This window comes from Lewinellaceae bacterium, assembly GCA_020636105.1.
In the GTDB taxonomy this organism is placed as follows: domain Bacteria; phylum Bacteroidota; class Bacteroidia; order Chitinophagales; family Saprospiraceae; genus BCD1.
Window position 1 is genome coordinate 1,591,261 of the sequence record JACJYL010000002.1, and the last position, 21,297, is coordinate 1,612,557.

Sequence of the window (21,297 nt, forward strand, 5' to 3'; positions counted from 1 at the left end):
GCAAACCTAATTTTCCGGACCTCCCGATACTTAAACCCATTTGAGGTCGTCAGGTTCGGAAAATTACGCCTTTTATTCGCTGCCATTTAACCATTTTAAGAAACCACCATGCCTGTCCCCTTTCCTGCCTTAACCACTCCCCGGCTCCGGCTCAGACCAATCACCGATCAGGATCTGCCACATATATTCAAAGGGTTATCCCATCCCGATATTACCAAATACTATGCGGTCAGTTTTGATAGTCTTGAGGCCACCAGGGCACAAATGACTTGGTTTGCCAATCTCGAAAAAACCGGGACGGGCATCTGGTGGGCGGTTTGTGACCGTAACAATGGAGATTTCCTGGGAGCCGGTGGATTCAATAACCTCAGTCGGGAACATCAAAAAGCAGAGATCGGATTTTGGCTGCTGCCCGCACACTGGGGAAAAGGCATCATGAAAGAAACTTTACCTTTGATCTGTGATTACGGTATTGAAATGCTCGCACTTCACAGGATAGAAGGTTTTGTGGAAGCTGAAAATCTGAATTGCAAAAGAGCCATGGCCAAACTGGATTTTGTGCATGAAGGTTGCATGAAGGATTGTGAGGTCAAAAACGGAAAATTTATTAGTTTGGATATTTATGCCCTGGTAAGGTAGGTTCAATTGGAATCAAAAATCGCTTTATGAAAAAACTACGCTCCATATTATTATTCTCTTCCGCTGCCATTTTGGTTTATTTTTATAACAGATTCACACGTCGTGACTCTGATTATCCGCAACCAAATGGAAATGAAACAGTAGCTTCCATCCAACAGAAATTCGATACCATCGTTTGGAACAGAATCGCCGGCGACCTTAAAACGGCAGGATTTGAGACCTTCCCTAAAAACATTTCCTTGCTCGTTTTTAAGGAAGAGCAACTACTCGAATTGTATGGTCGCCAGGAAGAAAAGTGGCAGCTGATAAAAACCTACCCTTTTACGGCTTTCAGCGGGAAAATAGGCCCCAAACTAAAAGATGGAGACCGTCAAATTCCCGAGGGCATTTACCATATAGAGTATCTGAACCCCAACAGCAGCTACCATCTTTCAGCAAAAGTGAGCTATCCCAATGATTTTGACCGAAAGAAGGCTACATACGAGAACCGAACCCACCTGGGAGGCGACATTTTTATCCACGGTAAAAACAAAACCATTGGATGCATCCCCCTTGGAGACAAAGGCATTGAAGAGCTTTTTATAATCATGAGCCATGCCCTTCCCGGTAAAATTGACGTGGTCATTAGTCCTTGGGATTTTAGAAAAAGGGAGGATTTTCCTGAAATATCGTATATTGGTTGGGGCCGGGAGCTGTATGAACAAATCCAAAGGGCTTTGGTGGATTATTAAATACAGTTATGCAAACAAACACAATAGGGTTTCCATTTGCCTACCTGAAGATTTTGAGCCGGGCGGGAAAAGCCAACGAAGCAGAAAAACAATTAAACTATGCCAAAACCAATTAAACGACATCATGCTTTGCAACCCTTGAGCCGGGATCACCATCGCGGCCTTTTATTATGTTGGAAAATACGCGAAGGCTTAAAGCGAAATATCGAAATCGACCGAATCAAGGCCTACACCGATTGGTTTTGGGAAAACCACCTTCAGCCTCATTTTGAATTGGAGGAGCAATATATCTTCCCCATCATGGAAGAAAGCGATCCTAATGTTAAACAAGCCATAGATGAGCATGTTCGGTTGGAAAATCTCTTTAGGCAGGACCATGATTTAACATCCGCCCTCCGGCAGATCGAAACAGAACTGGCCGATCATATTCGCTTTGAAGAAAGGATTTTGTTCAACGAAATCCAGCGAACTGCATCGGAATCCCAATGGCAAACAATAGAAAAAATGCATACTGATTCGTCCAGTTGCGACATCTGGCCCGACCGTTTTTGGGAATGATCTTGTCAGCTTAAATTTTTATTCTCAGCCGGTTTTTATTGACTCCTTCTCTTGTCTGGATCAGGATTTTTGGGATTTGTGGATTTGCAGGATTTGAATCTGATCCTGAAATTTTGATAAATGCCTGCCCAGAACTTTTGGTAATTCGTTCTGATTATTATTCCCTTAAAAAAACCAGGCTATTTTTTATTCTGGCAACTCCGCCACGGCCTCAATTTCAATCAAACAACCAAAATGCAATTCACGGGTAGGCAGAATACTTCTTACCGGTTTATGATCCCCGAAGAATTTCGCATATCGCTCATTCACCTTACCCCAGAGATCGATATCTGAAATATAAAGTCTCATCTGCACCACGTCCGTTTTGGAGCAACCGGCTTCTTCCAGGATCAATTCGACATGCTGCAAACACAGATCCGTTTGCGCCTCAATACCGGCCGGGACCTTCCGGGTTGCCGGATCAATGGGAAGTTGGCCGGAAAGGTACAACATGCCATTGCTTTTTATACATGGCGAATAATGGCCGTTTGCAGGCGGGATTTTTGATGATTTTACAATCTCCATGACTTAAAATTTTGGATTTGAAATGATACTCTGAAATTACAAAGTTAGGCTAAGACTGTTTAAAAATGTAAATTGTGAATCAGGCGATCATTAATTTATGTTCATTTTAAAAAAAAACAAACTGCCATCCTTTCAAAAATTCCTGACCCTGATTTTTTTTAATATATTACGATGCCGAAGAATAACCATCCATGCATAAACCTGAATACCTTACTTATTAACTAACAAAAACATGAAAAACGCACCCGGAATATTTAATGATGTGATTGGCCCCGTTATGCGCGGTCCCTCAAGTTCTCATACCGCCGCTTCCTGGCGCATTGCCAAAATGGGAATGGATATTTTAAATGAACCTCTGAAAAAAGCCATCGTTGATTTTGACAAGGATGGCGCCTGGGCTCCCAATTACCGGGAACAGGGAACGACCGTTGGAATCGACGGCGGGCTTTTGGGGCTGGAAATGACAGATGACCGGATGAAACAAACCGAAAAACTGGCCAGAGAAAAAAATATTTCCATCCTTTATGAAATCAACTCCTTTCCTACCAATCATGTCAATACCGTCCGTTTAACCCTGGAAGGTATTCACGGAAAAACCACCCGTATCCTCGGGGTTTCCCTGGGAGGTGGCTCCATGGAAATCAGGGAAGTCAACGGCTTTAAGGTGAAAATGCCCGGCAGCTTTTACGAATTACTGCTGTTCATTAAAGACCAGTCCGATATTATGGATCAAATCAAATCCATACTTCCTGCATACCAATCGCTTTCGCGCGCCATAAATGGGGAAACCGTTTTGCTCAACCTTAAATTTTCTAAAATCATACCTGATGAGGTGCAACAGCAATTATGGCAAATTCCATCCATTGATGCAGTTGTTTTAATCAACCCGGTGATGCCCATCATTGCGGGCAATGAAACCGAATTACCTTTTTCTACAATTGAATCTCTCCTAAAATATTCCGAGGAAGAGCACCTTGACCTGGGAGATATCGGTTTGATCTATGAAAAATGCAAAAGCGGACTTGGAGAAGATATCGTTTTGGATAAAATGAAAAATATCGTTGGCATCATTGAAAACAGTATCAGGATCGGTTTAGCAGGCACGGTTTACAAAGATCGAATCCTCCCTCAGCAATCCCACCTGATCCGTGAAGCCCAGCAAAAGGGGAGAATTACCATGAATCCACTGGTCAATGACATTATAGCCAATGTTGCTGCCATCATGGAATCCAAAAGTGCCATGGAGGTGGTGGTTGCCAACCCGACTGCCGGTTCCTGTGGAGCAGTTGGAGGCGTCTTAAGGGCCGTAGCTGATGACCTCGGTGCAACACACGAGGAAGTCATCAAAGCCTATTTTGCGGCAGGCATGGTGGGTGTTTATTTTGCCGAAGGCCCGGGATTCTCGGCAGAAGAACACGGTTGCCAGGTGGAGTGCGGTGCTTCGGCAGGCATGGCCGCCGCAGGCATCGCACAGTTATTTGGAGGGTCCGCCAGACAGGCTCTAGGTGCCGCCTCCATGGCCATCCAGAATATGATCGGACTGGTATGCGATCCCGTTGCCGACAGGGTGGAAGTACCATGCCTTGGTAAAAATATCAGCGCCGCCATGAATGCCCTTTCCTCTGCAACCATGGCCGTTGCCGGCTTCAACGCCGTCATCCCATTGGGCGAGGTCATTGAAACCGTTTCCAGGGTGAGCGCACAAATGCCTACCTGCGTGAAATGCACAGGCAAAGGCGGACTGGCCATCACAAAAACTGCCTTTGACCTGAAAGTAATTTTAGCTAAAAACAATGCGTGATGTTTTTTTGTCTGGATCAGGATTCGCGGGATTCTTGGATTTACAGGATTTGAAACTCGTTCTGGAATTTTGATAAACGACTGTCGCAATACTTTTGCTAATGGGTTCGGAATACTATTTCCATAAAAGCCCATCGCTCGTTACGACATCATGTCGTCCACGGACCAAAGTTGCGGACTCCCGTCCGTTGGCTTTTAATATGCTCCTTCATTTGCCAGGATCAGGATTTTCGGGATTTGTGGATTTGCAGGATTTGAAGCTCGTTATGGAATTTTGATAAACGCCTGTCGCTGGACTTTTGCTATTGGATTTGGAATACTATTTCCATAAAAAACCTATCGCTCGTTACGACTTCCTGTCGTACACGGACCAAAGTTGCGGACTCCTGTCCGCCGATGCCTGAAATATTTCTTACCGTAGCCTCGCCACCCAACCGCCACCAGGGGCCAGGTGCATTTTCAGCAAATCACCTTTTTCCACCACTTTTTCTTCCACTGCATAATCGCTGCCGTGGCGATGGGCATTTTTTCCGTCTTTGTAAATGGTAACTTTATATTTTTTACCTGCTTCAAGAAAATCCAGCCGAATCTCCAGGTCGCGGGGATCCCAGTCGGTCATGGCACCGATGTACCATTCCGATCCTTTGCGGCGGGCAGTCACCACATAATCGGCTACCCTGGCATCCAGTATTTTGGTGTCATCCCAGGTAGTGGGAACAGGGCCCAGGAACTGCATGATTTCAGGTTCACGCCTGTAGTTCGTGGGATTGTCGGCCAGCATTTGTAACGGACTTTCGTAGACCACGTACATCGCCAGTTGGTGGCAACGCGTACCCTGGCTCATCGGTTGGTTGAAAACAGGGGCGTAGTTCCCTTTTGCCGCATTGATCATGGCTCCGGGCGTATAATCCATGGGGCCGGCCACCATACGGATGAACGGCAGGGTGACATTGTGTTCCGGGGTTTCTTTCTCCGTCCATTTGCTTTGTTCCAATCCACAGACACCTTCACGGGTAAGCACGTTCGGATACTTGCGATGCAGTCCCGCCGGTTTGTAGGAACCGTGGAAATCGACCAGCATTTTTCTTTTGGCGGCTTCTTTAGCAATCCTTTCGTAATAATTCACCATCCACTGATCGTCGCGCTGCATGAAATCCACTTTAATGCCTTTGATGCCCCATTTTTCAAACTGGTCCAAGGCCACTTCCAACTGGTCATCCAGCGTTTTCCAGACCACCCAAAGGATGAGTCCTACATTTTTTTCCTTGCCGTAACGGACCAACTCCTCCATATCGATTTCCGGTACAATACTCATCAGGTCGCCAAGTTTGTACCAGCCTTCATCGAGGATGATGTATTCGATGCCGTTTTCGGAAGCAAAATCGATGTAGTATTTATACGTTTCTGTATTGACCCCGGCCTCAAAATCGACGCCGTAAATATTGTTGTAGTTCCACCAGTCCCAGGCCACTTTCCCGGGGCGAATCCAATCGGTTTCCTCCAGTTGATTCTCTCCGGATAGAATCCAGCTCAGCTGGTTGGTCAAAAGACCGGCATCGCTTTCGGCAATGGCAAAAATGCGCCATGGAAATGTTCGGCTGCCATCGGTTTTGGCTATAAATTCTTCCCTTTCTTTCACGGGTACGTCACGGTCAGTGGTCTGTTCCACTTTTTGAGGATAGTTAGGAAAAACGGCTTCGAGCGTGCCCTTTTCCTTTTTTAACCACATACCCGCATAATCCGTCAGGTCACTCTCGGTGACCAGCACATTTACCCCATCTGCCACCGCCAGCATGGGCAGGCTGCAAAAGGCTCCAGAGACGATTTCCTCTAATTTTTCATACTGATAATATCGCTCGTTGTGGGAATAGAAACTCTGCTCTTCCGGGAAATAGGCCATACTTCCGCCGGCAAAACCGAGTTGCAGATTTTCCGTTAAAATGGTAATTGACCCTGCCTTTTTTCCTGTAAACCGGTAGGCCAGCCCCTCGTCATAAGCACGGCATTCAAAGGTATAATTTCCAAAATCCAGCGACAAGCCGTTGTATTTGTCCGACACTTCGGATGATTTCACGGGCGCCACCGGATGAAGGACCTGGTTGACGGAACTTCTTTGAGCTTTCAATACTTTCCCGCCCCGAAACATATTGGCATCCCCGGCAACTGCCATGCCAATGTGTTTGGCTTCAAAAAGGGATTTTTTACCGGAAGAAACGACCAGTTCGATATCTTCTCCCACCTTGATCTCGGCCTTTATGTTTCCCGAAGGTGATTCGAGTTTGTAGGATTGGGCCTTAAGGTTGACGGTCAAAAAAGCTAAAATGACAAACAAAAAAGTTGGTTGTTGACTGATCTTCATGGTTCTTGTTTTATTCTAAAAAAATGAATTTAATGGCCTAAAAAAGGATCTTGTTGTTGAATCAAAAATCAAAGCGATAACCCTTATTCCACCCCTACTACTCTCACTGTTTGTCCCGGTTCCACCCCTACTACTACTCCACTCAGTTCCTGTCCGGAAAGATCATTCGCATACAGGATTTTTTGCGCTGTTCCATCGACCGCTATTTTTTCAAAATGTCCCGGAAAAAAGGCTTTCCAGGTTATTTTTTGTCCTTGTTTATTGGTGAATATCGATTCTGTATGACCGCTATGGCGAAGGTTGATTTTATTTTGCAGTACGGGAATATTTTCCAGCTCCGCCCATGCCGTCTGATCACTTAACCGGGACTGGGTCATCACCGTGTAAGTCCTCGCATCTGGTTTTATGCCAAACATCCCGGTAGCTATGGAACCCACCACGGCGAACGAAACCTCTGGATAGTCGCGCCTTTCCGTCTGTTCATCACACAAGTACAAAAGAGTCTCGTAAGCTGTCTTCAAAGCTCCGTATTGGTAAAAAACTTCCGGCAGGTGGGAAGCAGATTCAATATTGAGATCTTTGACCCTGCCATTGAGGTCTTTCATTGTGGCCTGCCATTTTACCGGGTCATCCGTCAGGCGATAAAACAACACCGCCTTGTTTTCGGAGAACTTATAGCTGCCGTCATCCATCAAAAAAGTTTTAAAAGCCTGTTTTTCTTCGTCCCACCATTGGGTGTTGATCATAGTTTTTATGGCTTCAAACTGGCGATTCCTGGATTTGGCTCCTTCCAGGTTTCCGTTCCGGTATTCCATAGCTCCTGCAGCTCTGAAAGCCGCGCCCATAATCACCAGTTGATCGAGTCCCATGATCATGTGGCCGCCCTGGCCTTCATCGTACCCGGGAATGCCCCGGCACATGTGGAAGTAATCATTGGAATCGACCTTTTCCACCATGTTCATAAATCGTTTACGCGTGTAAATTTTATCCAGCGATAAGTCCCAGCGGTCGATATAATCTGTCAGGGTTTTTTGATAAAAATGCAAAAATATAGAATCCTTTATCATTTGTTGATCGCCCGTCCAGAGGTAGTGGCTCCAGGCGGCGTTGAGCACATCAAAATTGGCGGGCAGGTTGTACCAGAATTCTTTATCATTCCGGTAATCCACCGGGGCGGGGACGTTGTCTTTATTGATCTCCCAATACGAGCACCAGTCTTTGTATTCGGAAATATTGGCGGCGAATTTGCAGAGCATGTTGGCATTGTGCTCATAAAGTCCCAATACATTCGCCCCTGTTACCTGGTGGGAAACGTCGCGCATACAAAAAGCCTGGCGGTTGGGCAGTGCGGCTTCATACCACTTCCCCACCGGATCTTCCCCATCATGAACATAAGCCATTGCCTGATTTTTGGCCCAGTTAAAAGCCTGCACAAGAGTCTCGTCAGAGGACAGCAGATTCAATCCGTCCTCCTTTGCTATGGATGCATCATTTTCGGCCTTTTTAGGCTCAGGACTGCAACCTGAACCGATTAAAATGAAAGAAAAAAGCAACGCTAAACCAATCCGTTTTTTTTGCATTATTTCGGGATCTTTCGTTTAAATGTAAGAGGAATAAAGTTAGTAAATTTTATCAAAATAATGTTTTAAAAAAAAAATGCTTAAGTTTACTTAGGTATTGTCGGATTCATTTCGCCATGATCCAACCACTGGATTTATTCGCCACGGTTCGTCCACCGAATGAATTCGGTTGTACTGTTGTTAATTATTTCAAATAAAAATCACCTGACCATGAGAAAAAAATCTTCCAGGGAAAAAACCAGACGCGAATTTTTAAGCACAAGTCTAAAAGCAGGCCTTGGCCTTTCAGCAATGAGCACCCCCTTATTTGCACGTGGAAGCATGGTAGAACCTGACATTTCCCATAGTCCATGGAAAACACCACATCCCCTCAACATCCTGATCCTGGGAGGCACCAGCTTCCTCGGACCCCACCAGATCGCTTATGCCCTGCAACGGGGCCACTCCGTTAGCATTTTCACCAGGGGAAAGACAGTGTCCTCCATCCATAAGGAAGTATTCAAACAGGTTGAGCACCTGACCGGGAACCGCGAAAATGACCTGGAAGCCCTGAAAGGCAGAAAATGGGATGCGGTGATCGACAATTCAGGGCAAAAAGCCCAATGGACCAAAGATTCCGCAGCATTACTGAAAGACAACGTTGACGTTTACCTTTATACCTCTTCCACCGGGGTGTATTATCCTTATCTCGGGTCTGACATTAAGGAAGATACCAAACTCGTGTTGGAGATTCCTGTAGGGATTACTGAAATACAATCCTATGAGTACGAATATGGTGTCATGAAGGCCCATTCCGAATTAGAAGCCCAAAAGGCCTTCGGAATAGATCGCACGATCATCGTACGTCCGACCTACATGATGGGCCCGGGGGATCGCACTGACCGGTTTACCTTCTGGCCCATAAGGCTCAGTCAGGGCGGAGAAGTTATGGTGCCCGGAAAAAGTGATGACCCGGTTCAATACATCGATGTCAGGGATGTAGCTCAATGGATGATCCGGCTGATTGAAAACCGGACTACAGGAACTTTCAATGCCGTAGGACCAGCCTCTCCTAAAGGTATGCATGCTTTTGTTTACGGAGTTCAGGCTGCTTTCAGTGCCCCCGTTTCCTATACAATGATTCCCGACTACGAATTCCTGGAGGCTAAGGGTATCCTCGACCGTATCCCGTGGATTATGCCTACTGGGGACAATTACGGTTCTGCCCGGGTAAATAATCAATTCGGCATCACCAATGGTCTCTCCTTTACTCCCCTGGCCAAAAGCGCACGGGACATCTACGACTGGTGGTATTCAGATGCCGTAAGTCAAGAACGTCAGCACAAATGGGATGAAACCAATGAGAAAGCGATTATTAAAGCATGGAGATTGCGAAAATAAAGGCTTTTTCTTCTCCCTACACCCCTAAAACAGCCCCTGCAGCTTTCAAAACAGGTATTAATACGTATAAATGCCACAGATATTGTTCCTAATTTTGAACTCAAATGGCCTCAATGTCTGAATAGAACTTCATGACAATGATCCATCCTTGTTTTTTTCTCAAACAAAATTCACACCAGGGTTGAAATATACCTTGACAAGTTTACGCTCTCTTTCCCTCCTTTAATTCATGTAAAATAGCCATGACTTCAATGGCTCTCCTGTGGAACAGATCCGCGAAAGAGCCTGATAATTTTTTAACAAACGGCCGGCCCATTTTGTCTGCCAAAATAACCAAAACTGTACACCTATTATGAAAAGACTTTTCTACCTTTTAATTTTTATGTCGCTTGGCATCTTTGCCCATGGGCAGATCACAGTGACCAACAACAATGACAGCGGTGCCGGCTCCCTCAGGGACGCGGTGGCTTCCGCCGCACCGGGTCAAACGATAACTTTCAGTACGGCGGGGCCTATCGTATTGACGACAGGAGAGATACTTATAGATAAAAATCTAAGTATTGACGGAGGCGCCGGAGGGATGACAATCAACGCGAATGGTTCCAGCCGGATTTTTAATATTACAGGAGCTGCCAATACTATTACCCTAAAAAATTTAGAATTAATTAATGGAAACGCGGGCGGAGGATTTGGAGGAGCTATAGCCTGTGGAGCCAATTTAAATGCCTCTTATTGTACTTTTTTTGGAAATATCGCCGAAAATGATGGCGCTATTCAGATTTACGGGAGTATAACTGCCAACTTTGTAAGCTGTAATTTCATTAACAATACTGCTACTTCCCAGGCAGGAGCACTTGAATTAGGTACGGGAACCTATACTTTAGTGAATTGCTTATTTAAGGGCAACTCGTCTGGCACTTTAGGAGGTGCCATTTTAGCAGGAGCTAACACCACGATCATCAATTCAACCATAACAGAAAACAGTGCTACTTCAGAAGGAGGTGGAATTTGGGTAGATGGTCTTGGCACTAATGTAAGTTTATATAATAATATTATTGCCAACAATACAGCAAGCACTAATCCTGACATGGTAGCTGATGTTCCTTTGACAGCTGCTAACAATAATTTGATCACCAATGCAGCTGGTTCAGGGATTACCCTTGGTAGTAACGGTAATATTTCAGGAAATCCAATGTTTGTTAGTCCGGGTTTAGATTATCATTTACAAGATAATTCTCCAGCTGTCAATGCGGGTAATTCAGCCTGGCTTCCTGCCGATATTCTTGATGTGAATAATAATGGAAATTTTGGCGAAACATTGCCTGTTGATATAGATAATCAGCCCCGTATTTGGGCCTGTACTCCTGATATGGGCGCATTTGAAAACCTTTCTACGACCATCCAGGTGACCAACACCAACGACTCCGGCGACGGATCATTGCGGGCGGCTATTGATTGTGCCAACAACACTCCCGGACCGAATACCATCACCTTTAATATTCCCGGAGGTGGATTGCAGACTATTTCTCCCCAGAGCGAACTTCCTTTTCTTAATGATCCAGGAACTCATATTGATGGTACTTCACAGCCTGGTTATAATGGTACACCATTAATTTATTTAAATGGAAATAATGCCGGCGGCGCTGTTGGTTTGGTAGTTTTTGGAGATAATTGCCAGGTATCAGGGTTAATGATCAAGAATTTTCAGGGTCAGGCATTTCAAATTTTAGCTAATACAGGAATGACCATATCCAATAACATACTCACTGACAACTCAGGCCAACAAATTCTCGGAGACAATGCTAACGGTTTTAATATCTCCAATAACATTTTCAATATCGATGAAAACGGGAATGCAACCAATAGCGATATTTATGCAATTCATCTTCAAAATGGTTGTAACGACGTGAGTATTGACAATAATACCATGGGTGGATTGAATAATGTTAATGCACAAATTGTTGCTATCGTAGGTGGCAGCAATGATATTTCCATTACCAATAACTATATAGGCACCGACCAAAACAACAATGACTACGGCGGGAACACAGGTATTTATATTGCAAATGGTTGTGATAATAATTACGTACACAGTAACACCATCGCCTATAATCAAACGGGCGTTTCGGTTCTGTCTGACTTAAACCGCGTTGATGAAAATGACTTCTTTTGTAATAGCATAAAAGCCATCGACCTGAATGAAGGTCAGGGCAACAACGGGCTGCAGCCACCAGTCATTACTTCCGCTGCCCCTGACCTGATAGAAGGTACCGCGCCTTTTGACGGGTTTGTTTGTATATACATTCAAAATGACATTGGAGGCTGCAATGCCGCCTGTCAGGGTATTTTCCAGGGTTATGCGTCCATTGACAGTGGTACCCTGACCTGGTCCTGGACACCTCCGGCGCCATTGGCTGATGGCGAAATAGTGGCCGTCACGCTTTATGCCAACCCTACCGGTAATGGATTCGAATCCTCTGAATATACCTGTGCCGCCGTTTCGAGCTTTTGTGTGCCCGGCCAGCCCATCGTGGTCACCAATACCGATGACTCCGGCCCGGGGTCTTTGCGGGAAGCGATCAATTGTGCCAATGATACCCCGGGAGCCAATACCATTCTGTTCGACATTCCGGGAGGCGGAGTGCATACGATCTCGCCTTTGAGTTTACTTCCCACCCTTAATGACGATGGAACAATTATCGACGGTACTTCTCAGCCAGGTTATGCCGGCACGCCGCTTATCTATATCAACGGTAGCCTCGCCGGGCCGGGCAACTGTTTGACAATTTTTGGGAGTGATTGCCAGGTAAATGGTTTGATGATCAAACATTTCGACGGTGACGGCATCAGCATCCTTGGGAACAATAATGCTATTATTAACAATAATATCATTACAGAGAATACATTCTCGCAAATAAGCTTTGCCGATGCAACCAATGCAACCGTTGACAACAACATCCTGAATATTGATGAAAATGGTGTGGGCTCCACCTCCAATTCCGTTGGGGTCTGGCTGCAAAACGATGCCGAATTCATTGCTATCACCAACAATACCATCGGTGGTATCGGCCTTACCGGGGAATCAATGATCGTCATCCTGGACGGCGTCAACAACCTGACCATTACAGGCAATTACCTTGGAACGGATCAGGCCAATAATAATTACGGAGGATTTAGAGCCATTGTAATTTCAAACACCAGCACAGGTTATCACCTCATCAGGGAAAACACCATTGCCTATAATCAGGTAGGTATAACAAACGGTTCCAATTACACCCGTATTCTTGAAAATGACTTTTTCTGTAATTCCGATATAGCTATTGACCAGTTTGGCGTTGGCAATAACGGTCTTCAGCCTCCGGTCATCACTTCCGCCGCCCCTGAACTGATCACGGGTACAGCTCCGGGTATGGGGGAAGTTTGTATTTACCTTCAGAATGATATAGGTGGCTGTACTGCGGCATGTCAGGGATTTTTTGAAGCTTTCGTAGCTACCGATGGAGCCGGAAACTGGTCATGGGCTCCTCCTGTTCCACTTTCCGGTGGCCAGGTAGTGGCAGCAACATTTTTAGCGAATCTTACCGGAAATGGCACCGAATCCTCGGAATACTCCTGTGGAACAGTTGTCGATCCATGTGATCCTGATCTCGATATGCCTGTCATGTCTATCACCGAACCGGAACCTACGGTTGAATGCAGCGCAGGTTTACCGCCGTTATTAGAAGGCGGTGTGAATATTTTTGCGACCGATGAATGTGATGGCGATATCTCCGGCGACATTAGCTGGAGTTTTTCCGATTTCAATCCCATGGATTGTTCCAATGGCGGCCCGGTTCAAACGGTAGTTGATCATTACATCGTCACCGATGCCAACGGCAATACGGCAGAGATCACCTGGACCATTACCGTTGTGGACACCGAACCTCCTGTATGGGACGATCCGGGATTATCGCTCACCTTGAATGCTGAGTGTGGTGATGATATCGATGCCCTTATTGCAGCTAATATTCCTACAGCAACCGATGGTTGTGGCGTTAACCCTGATCCTGATGTTTATGTGGCCTCAGCGACCAGTGGCACCACCTGTGGGAATGCTTTCACCCAACACATCAACTATGCCACCGCAGATGTTTGCGGAAACCAAAACCCTGATCTGTATACCGTTACGATCATCGTTTCTGACAATATAGCTCCGACTTTCACGTCAACACCGCCGCCAACCATTACGACCCTGACAGATCCGGGGTCCTGCGATGCAACGCTTTCTCTTTCCGTAACGGCTGAAGATATTTGCGATACCAATGTAAGCATCACCAATGATTCTCAGTACGCCAATAGTAATGGCGCTGACGCCTCAGGCACTTACCCGCCAGGGGTGCATGTTGTCACTTTTACGGCTACGGACGGTTGTCTGAATTCAGATACCTATACGGTCACCGTTACTGTAAATGAACCCGGGGCTCCAACAATTACAGGTGTTCAGAGTAGCGCCACAGTCGAATGCGGCGATGCGCTGCCACCGGATCCTATTCCGGGTATTAACCTGTTTGCCACCGATGGCAATGGCATTGATATCACCGGCAGCATCATCGTTGATCTGGCTATGGCCACTCAGGATTGTTCCGTTAACGGAATCATCGAAGAACGCTTTTACACCATTTCAGTAATGGATATTTGTGGCACCACCACTTCGGAAAGTTACACCATTACCATAGTGGATACACAGGCTCCGGTTTGGGATAACCCGGCAGGTTCCATCACGCTGAACCTTGAATGTGGGGATGATGTTGACGCAGCCCTGGCGGCCAACTTACCAACGGCAACGGACGCTTGCGGTGTCGCCGACATCGTACCTACAACAGCTACCAGCGGGATTATCTGCGGGAATGCTTCTTCTGCTACATATAATTATGCTGCGGTGGATAATTGCGGAAACACCAATCCTGTTTTCTTTCAAATTTTCGTCAACCTTAATGATACTCAGGATCCTGTAATTTCAGGAATTCCCAACGATATCACCATCAACTGCGGCGATCCATATCCTAATGTGGCCCAATTATTGGAAAACCTCACAGCAACAGATGTTTGTGAGGGAGACCTTACCGGCCAGATTACTTTACTTGGACCACCGGCCGTAACAGGATGCAGCCCGGTACCGGGGATCATAGAAGATGTGTACACCATTTCGGTAATGGACGGATGTGGCAATTCAGCCACTGAATATTTCACCATAGAGATTATCAATGACCTGGTGGTTGACCTTGGAGATGACCAGGTGCTTTGCGACGGGAACCCTGTCGTGCTGGATGCCGGCAACCCCGGAGCCTCTTACGAATGGTCCACTGGAGCGACCACCCAGACAATTTCCGTTGCTTCTCCTGGAACCTACAGCGTCACCGTTTACAATGGCAATGGTTGTTGTAATGTAGACCAGGTCAATGTTACCATTGGATCGGATCCAGATATAAGTGCAGCAGGCGGAACACTGGATTGTAATAACAACAGTATCCAGCTGATGTCTTTCTCCAATACATCCGGTGTCACTTTCAGCTGGACGGGACCGAACAACTTCTCGTCTAACCAGCAAAATCCGGTTATTACTGTACCGGGAACCTATACCGTGACAGCCACATCCCCGCAAGGATGTACGGCCACGGCAGAGGCTGTTGTCGATCAGAACGGTGACCTGCCTGATGCTTCGGCTACCGGCGGAACACTCGATTGTAATAACAGCAGTGTACAACTTTCCGGAAATTCGAGTACTGCCGGCGTCTCTTACAGCTGGTCAGGACCTAACAATTATATGTCGACGGAACAGAACCCAACCGTTTCCACCGCAGGTAGTTATACCTTATCTGTTACAGCATCCAATGGATGTGTGAGTCTCGCCACCGCAACAGTAGTCCTGGACGAAACAGCTCCGGATGCCTCCGCTACCGGCGGAACACTTGATTGTGCAGTCACTTCAGTTCAGCTCATGGGTAGTTCAACTACACAAGGGGCAAGTTATAGCTGGTCAGGTCCGAACAACTTTATGTCTTCGGTTCAGAATCCAACGGCATCGGAAGCAGGAACTTATACACTTACGGTTACCGGTCCAAACGGATGTACGTCAACAGCCACAGCAACGGTTGATGCCAATGCTGATCTGCCCAATGCTTCCGCAAGTGGTGGAACCATCGACTGTAACAATACTTCCGTTCAGCTACCCGGAAATTCAACCACTCCAGGCGTGACTTACGGCTGGACAGGCCCGGACAATTTCGTGTCCTCAGAACAAAACCCAACGGTTACCGGGGCCGGTACTTATACACTTACCGTTACAGCAGCCAACGGTTGTGCAAGCACGGCAACCGCTGTAGTGATAGAAGATACCGATGTACCCGATGTTACAGCAACAGGTGGAACACTCGATTGCAATGCGAGCAATATCCAGCTGATGTCCGGTTCCTCGGTTACGGGATGCACCTTCTCCTGGACGGGGCCTAATAATTTCATATCCAGTGAACAGAATCCTTCCGTGACAACAGCGGGAACCTATACGGTAACCTGCACCGCGCCCAATGGCTGTTCAAATACAGCTACTGCCACGGTTGAAGCCAATGCTGACCAGCCGGATGCTTCCGCAACGGGTGGAACGCTCGATTGTGACAATGCTTCCGTACAGTTAACGGGTAGCTCCACAACGACAGGCGTAACTTACAGCTGGACAGGCCCAAATAATTTCATGTCCACGGAGCAAAATCCTTCGGTTTCAGAACCTGGTAATTATTTGCTTACGGTAACGGCTTCCAACGGATGTACCACAGCTATCACAGCCGTGGTCGATGAAGATGTCGAGGTGCCTAATGTTTCCGCTACCGGCGGCACCATTGATTGCAGCACCAGTAATACCCAACTGACAGCCAGTTCGGATGCTGAAGATTGTTCCTTCTCCTGGACAGGGCCTAATAATTTCATGTCGAGTGAGCAAAATCCTTTTGTCACCGTTCCCGGAACTTACACGGTCACCTGTACTACGCCAAACGGTTGTTCAGCAACCGCTACTGCCACGGTTCAGGCCAACGCAGACCTTCCGGATGCTACCGCAACAGGCGGAACGATCGATTGTAACAATAGTGTCGTCCAGTTAATGGGAAGTTCATCCACACCCGGCGTTACTTACAGTTGGGTCGGGCCGAACAACTTTACTTCCACTTCGCAAAACCCGGTCGTTACAGCTCCCGGGACATACACACTGACCGTTCAGGGGCCTAACGGATGTTCTGCCATTACCACTGCCTCGGTTGTCATAGACAATACTTTCCCAACCATCAGCGCGACGGGCGGAACATTGAATTGTAATACAAGCAATGTCCAGTTAATGGCTACTTCAAGTATCATGGGAACTACTTACTCCTGGACCGGACCTAATAACTTCATGTCCAGTGAATCCAGTCCTTTTGTCACTACTCCGGGAGTATATTCCGTAACGGGTACAGCACCTAATGGTTGTTCTTCCGTATCGACGACCCAGGTTATTCAGGATAATACACCGCCGGTGGCAACGGCAACGGGCGGCACGCTTAATTGTAATGGGACACCTGTTCAACTGGCCGGAAGCTCTTCTATTTCAGGCAGCACTTTCAGCTGGACCGGACCGGACAACTTCATGTCCAGTGAACAGAATCCGACTGTTTCGGCGGCTGGTAACTATATACTTACCGTAACCGCTCCAAATGGGTGTACAGGTGTCGCAACTGCAACGGTAGTACTTGACAACAATGTGCCTACTGTATCGGCAACAGGAGGAATGCTCGATTGCAATGCCAACGACATTCAATTAATGGCAACCTCCAGTATTCCCGGAAGCACTTTCAGCTGGTCAGGGCCGAATAACTTCATGTCCAGCGAACAGAATCCTTTTGTAACCACAGCCGGCACCTACAATCTTTCTGCCACGGCACCCAATGGCTGTACGGCAACCGCCTCCGCTATCGTTTCTGCCAATGCAAACCAGCCTGACATTACTACCGCCGGAGGCAACCTTGATTGCAACAATACTCCTGTTCAGTTGATGGGAAGTTCCAACACCCCGGGTGTCACATACAGCTGGACCGGACCGGGGAATTTTATGTCTACCCAGCAGAATCCAAGTGTTTCGCTGACAGGGGTTTACACCCTGACCATCACGGCACCCAACGGATGTACGGCCATTGACATCGCAATCGTTGGGGTGGACAATACTGCACCGGTAGCTACGGCTACGAGCGGAACCATCAATTGTAACAACAACAATGTCCATTTAATGGCCACTTCCAGCGTTGCGGGGAGCAGCTTCTTATGGACCGGACCGAATAACTTTATGTCCAGTGAAGCCAGTCCTTTTGTCACGGCAATTGGTACTTATACCGTTACCGTAACAGGACCCAACGGTTGTACAGCAACTGCATCGACTTCTGTCAACCTCGACAACGCTGCCCCTGCCATCACGGCAGCGGGAGGAACACTCGATTGTAATACTCCAAGCGTTCAGCTGGCAGCAACCTCCAATCCTGCAGGCAGTTCATTCTCCTGGACCGGGCCAAACAATTTCATGTCCAGTGAGCAAAATCCTACAGTATTTGGAGTAGGTACCTACAACCTGACGGTCACCGGATCGAACGGATGTACAGCGACGGCAAGCGCTGTGGTAGATATGGACGACACAGTAACTCCGGTAGCCGGGTTTACATTTACTTCGGATCAGTTGAGTGTTACCTTCAGCGATAACTCAACCAACAATCCCACTTCATGGTCGTGGGATTTTGGAGACGGACAATTGAGTACCCAGCAGTCTCCGGCCCATACCTATAATGCTCCCGGAGAATATCAGGTCACTTTAGTCGCGACCAATGATTGCGGATCCAATACTTACCAGGAAACCATTACTGTGATCGTGGACGGGGTGAATGAAGTGCTATGGTTCAATGAATTTACCCTGGCACCGAATCCAAACAACGGACGGTTTACGCTGAACATCAAAGGTCAGCCGGTGAACGCCCTGGACTTCAAATTGCTGAATGTTTTGGGGCAGATCGAATATTCGGAAACCCTTGACATGCGCACCGGAAACCTGAACAGAGTCTTTGAATTCAATCGTTTGCCTTCGGGAATCTATTTTGTCAGGCTCGCCGCCGAAGGAAAAGCTTATTACCATAAAGTGATTATTGAATAAAAAATAATCAATTGGATTTCTTTAGGGCAAATTCCTGCTTCGGGAATTTGCCCTTATTTTTGGAATATTCCAGACACCTAAATGCCGGTTTGGACCCTGATATTTTCCTGCTCGACAGGTTCCCGTGTAAAAACATAACCCTACTTCTGTTTAAAGTTGTATTTTGTGGCCTATGAAAGGAATGCTGGTATTCATTATGCTTTTCGCCTGCACTTTTTTGATCGCACAGGTCAATCATTGGGAATCTATCGTGAGAGAAGACGATAGCTGGCATTATTTCCCGGGCTTTTCCGCACCGCCTTCAGACTGGAAAAGTACAGGTTTCAGTGAGGCATCCTGGAACCAGGGGCCTGGCGGATTCGGCTATGGCGATGGAGATGATAATACGGTTATCCCTCCCGTAACCTCCTTATTCATTCGCCGGACTTTTTACATTGCCGATATTTCCTCTATAGTCAGTGCCGTTTTGGACATAGATTATGATGATGGTTTTGTGGCTTATCTCAACGGAACGGAAATTGCCCGGGCAAATATGGAAGGTACCGCTCCTGCTTATTCCGCCACAGCTGAAGCCCAGCATGAAGCGTTATTATACCAGGGAGGCGTCCCCGATAGGTTTATGATTCCGAACAACTTACTTTTCGACCATCTCTACCCGGGGCAAAATGTATTGGCGATCCAGGTCCATAACATAAATTTGTCTTCCTCTGACCTTACCATACGTCCATTTTTTTCAGTGGGTATTAACGACGGTTCATTTACTTATTATTCAACCCCGGACTGGTTTACCGCTCCTGTCGATTTGGCCTCCTCTGAATTACCCATTGTGGTGATTGAGACCAATGGGCAGCAGATTGTCGATGATCCTGATGTATTGTGTGAATTCGGTATTATTTACAATGGCCCCGGAGCCGTCAATTATCTCTCCGACCCAAAAAACGAGTATGACGGCTACGCTAAAATCGAATTAAGGGGAGAATCCTCCCTTTTTTTTGAAAAAAAGTCCTATTCCGTAGAAACCAGTGATGCTTCCGGGGCTGATGTTGACGCTTCTTTCCTCAATTTTCCGGAAGAAGAAGACTGGGTGCTTTACGGGCCGTATTCCGACAAATCGCTTTTGCGAAATGTCCTGATCATGAAGATCGGGCGGGAAATGGGCCGATACAACAGTCGGACAAGGATGTGTGAAGTATTCCTCAATGGGAACTACGAGGGCGTTTATGTCCTCATGGAAAAAATAAAGCGGGATGAAAACAGGGTGGATATTGCCAAGCTCAAAGCCACAGATATCGAAGGAGAAGAATTGACCGGTGGTTATCTTTTCAGGATAGATAAAGGAGATCTCCCGGGATGGTCTTCCAATTTCGGGGTGGTGTCTGCCCCGTGGATGCCCATCCGGTTTCAATACAGGTACCCTGATCCGGACAGCATTCAACAGGAGCAGGAAGTATACATCCAATCATATGTGGACAGCTTCGAAAGAGCCATTGCCCACACGCCCACTTTTATCAATAATTACGGTTACCATTATACTCACTATATCGACCTGGAGTCCTTTGTCGATAATTTCATCGTTAATGAAATGACCAGGAACCTGGACGGATACCGATTGAGCACATATTTCTACAAAGACAAAAACAGCAAAATCATCGCTGGCCCTTTATGGGATTTTAATATTTCTTTGGGTAATGGTGATTATTGTAACGGAGATAGTTATACGGGATGGATGTACGAGGAGTATTGTGGAAACGGCAATCCGTTCTGGTGGAAGAACATGCTGACCGACAGCCTTTTCCTAAAAACATTAACATGCCGCTGGAGCGAACTTCGGGAAACCACCCTGGATGAAGACAACCTCCTTGAATTCATCGATTCCATGTCCCTGGTGCTGCAACAGCCAGCCCAGCGCAATTTCACCCGGTGGCCTATTCTTGGCACCTATGTCTGGCCCAATGCCTGGCCTTACCCGGAGACTTACGTGGGAGAAATTGACCGGCTAAAATGGTGGCTCATAAACCGTTTGATCTGGATGGATAACACCATTAATGCCATTGAGGCCGATTGTGAATCTCTTATACCAACCTACACCTTCTCCCCTTCTGAAGCACCTTCCCCTCTTCTTATTTACCCCAATCCCAACCAGGGCAGGTTCATCCTTGAATTAAATCCAGGATTCCAGGAGAATGGAAATACCTCGCTGCTTGTAAAAGATTTGACCGGGCGGGTGGTTTTTGAGCAATCATGGATGCTCCCGTTACCGCAAAGCCTGATTTTGGATATGCCGGACGCATTATCTTCAGGCCTTTATATCATTCAGGTGATCCAACAACAAAAAGTGGTACAACAAGGCAGGATGGTCGTACTTCCTTAAGATCACAGAATTTTCTTATTATACAGTTGTAAAGGCCTGGCTGATAGCCATTAGACAGGAAAAAATGCAGGAAGGCCGAATATTTTAAATTCGGACCTTCCCTTAATTGTTCGGGTGTT

10 protein-coding genes are annotated in these 21,297 nt (G+C 46.7%); 7 read left to right on the forward strand and 3 right to left on the reverse strand.

Features of this window, described 5'->3' with window-relative positions; all coding sequences use genetic code 11:
• Positions 1-108 precede the first annotated feature (108 nt).
• The 3 genes from H6571_23445 to H6571_23455 all read left to right on the forward strand — a co-directional run bounded on the left by H6571_23445 (position 109) and on the right by H6571_23455 (position 1,928).
• Positions 109-639, forward strand: a complete 531-nt coding sequence (locus H6571_23445) for a GNAT family N-acetyltransferase (protein ID MCB9326702.1) — start codon at positions 109-111, stop codon at positions 637-639.
• 26 nt (positions 640-665) lie between these two features.
• Complete coding sequence (locus H6571_23450) at positions 666-1,370, forward strand: L,D-transpeptidase family protein (protein ID MCB9326703.1); 705 nt, start codon at positions 666-668, stop codon at positions 1,368-1,370.
• A gap of 99 nt (positions 1,371-1,469) precedes the next feature.
• Positions 1,470-1,928: a hemerythrin domain-containing protein gene (locus H6571_23455; GenBank protein MCB9326704.1), complete on the forward strand. Its 459-nt coding sequence runs from the start codon at positions 1,470-1,472 to the stop codon at positions 1,926-1,928.
• Positions 1,929-2,114: 186 nt separating this feature from the next.
• Here the strand turns inward: H6571_23455 and H6571_23460 are convergent, their stop codons facing one another.
• On the reverse strand, positions 2,115-2,492 hold the full coding sequence (locus H6571_23460) for a RidA family protein (GenBank protein MCB9326705.1): 378 nt from the start codon (positions 2,490-2,492) through the stop codon (positions 2,115-2,117).
• A gap of 232 nt (positions 2,493-2,724) precedes the next feature.
• Here H6571_23460 and H6571_23465 point away from each other — a divergent pair, with 232 nt between their 5' ends.
• On the forward strand, positions 2,725-4,293 hold the full coding sequence (locus H6571_23465; GenBank protein MCB9326706.1) for an L-serine ammonia-lyase, iron-sulfur-dependent, subunit alpha: 1,569 nt from the start codon (positions 2,725-2,727) through the stop codon (positions 4,291-4,293).
• A gap of 411 nt (positions 4,294-4,704) precedes the next feature.
• Here H6571_23465 and H6571_23470 read toward each other — a convergent pair whose 3' ends face one another.
• Positions 4,705-6,651 carry a glycoside hydrolase family 97 protein gene (locus tag H6571_23470; GenBank protein ID MCB9326707.1) on the reverse strand — a complete coding sequence of 649 codons (1,947 nt, stop codon included), beginning with the start codon at positions 6,649-6,651 and terminating at the stop codon, positions 4,705-4,707.
• An 83-nt stretch (positions 6,652-6,734) separates the two neighbouring features.
• Positions 6,735-8,231 (reverse strand): hypothetical protein, encoded by a 1,497-nt coding sequence (locus tag H6571_23475; GenBank protein ID MCB9326708.1) that lies wholly within the window; start codon positions 8,229-8,231, stop codon positions 6,735-6,737.
• Between the two features lie 210 nt (positions 8,232-8,441).
• Between H6571_23475 and H6571_23480 the strand changes: the two genes are divergently transcribed.
• The 3 genes from H6571_23480 to H6571_23490 all read left to right on the forward strand — a co-directional run bounded on the left by H6571_23480 (position 8,442) and on the right by H6571_23490 (position 21,178).
• Entirely contained in the window at positions 8,442-9,611 is a 1,170-nt protein-coding gene (locus H6571_23480; GenBank protein ID MCB9326709.1) for an NAD-dependent epimerase/dehydratase family protein, read from the forward strand.
• 352 nt (positions 9,612-9,963) lie between these two features.
• The gene (locus H6571_23485; GenBank protein MCB9326710.1) at positions 9,964-18,807 is read left to right on the forward strand and encodes a PKD domain-containing protein; all 8,844 of its coding nucleotides are present in this window, start codon (positions 9,964-9,966) and stop codon (positions 18,805-18,807) included.
• A 172-nt stretch (positions 18,808-18,979) separates the two neighbouring features.
• Entirely contained in the window at positions 18,980-21,178 is a 2,199-nt protein-coding gene (locus tag H6571_23490; GenBank protein MCB9326711.1) for a CotH kinase family protein, read from the forward strand.
• Positions 21,179-21,297: the final 119 nt, after the last annotated feature.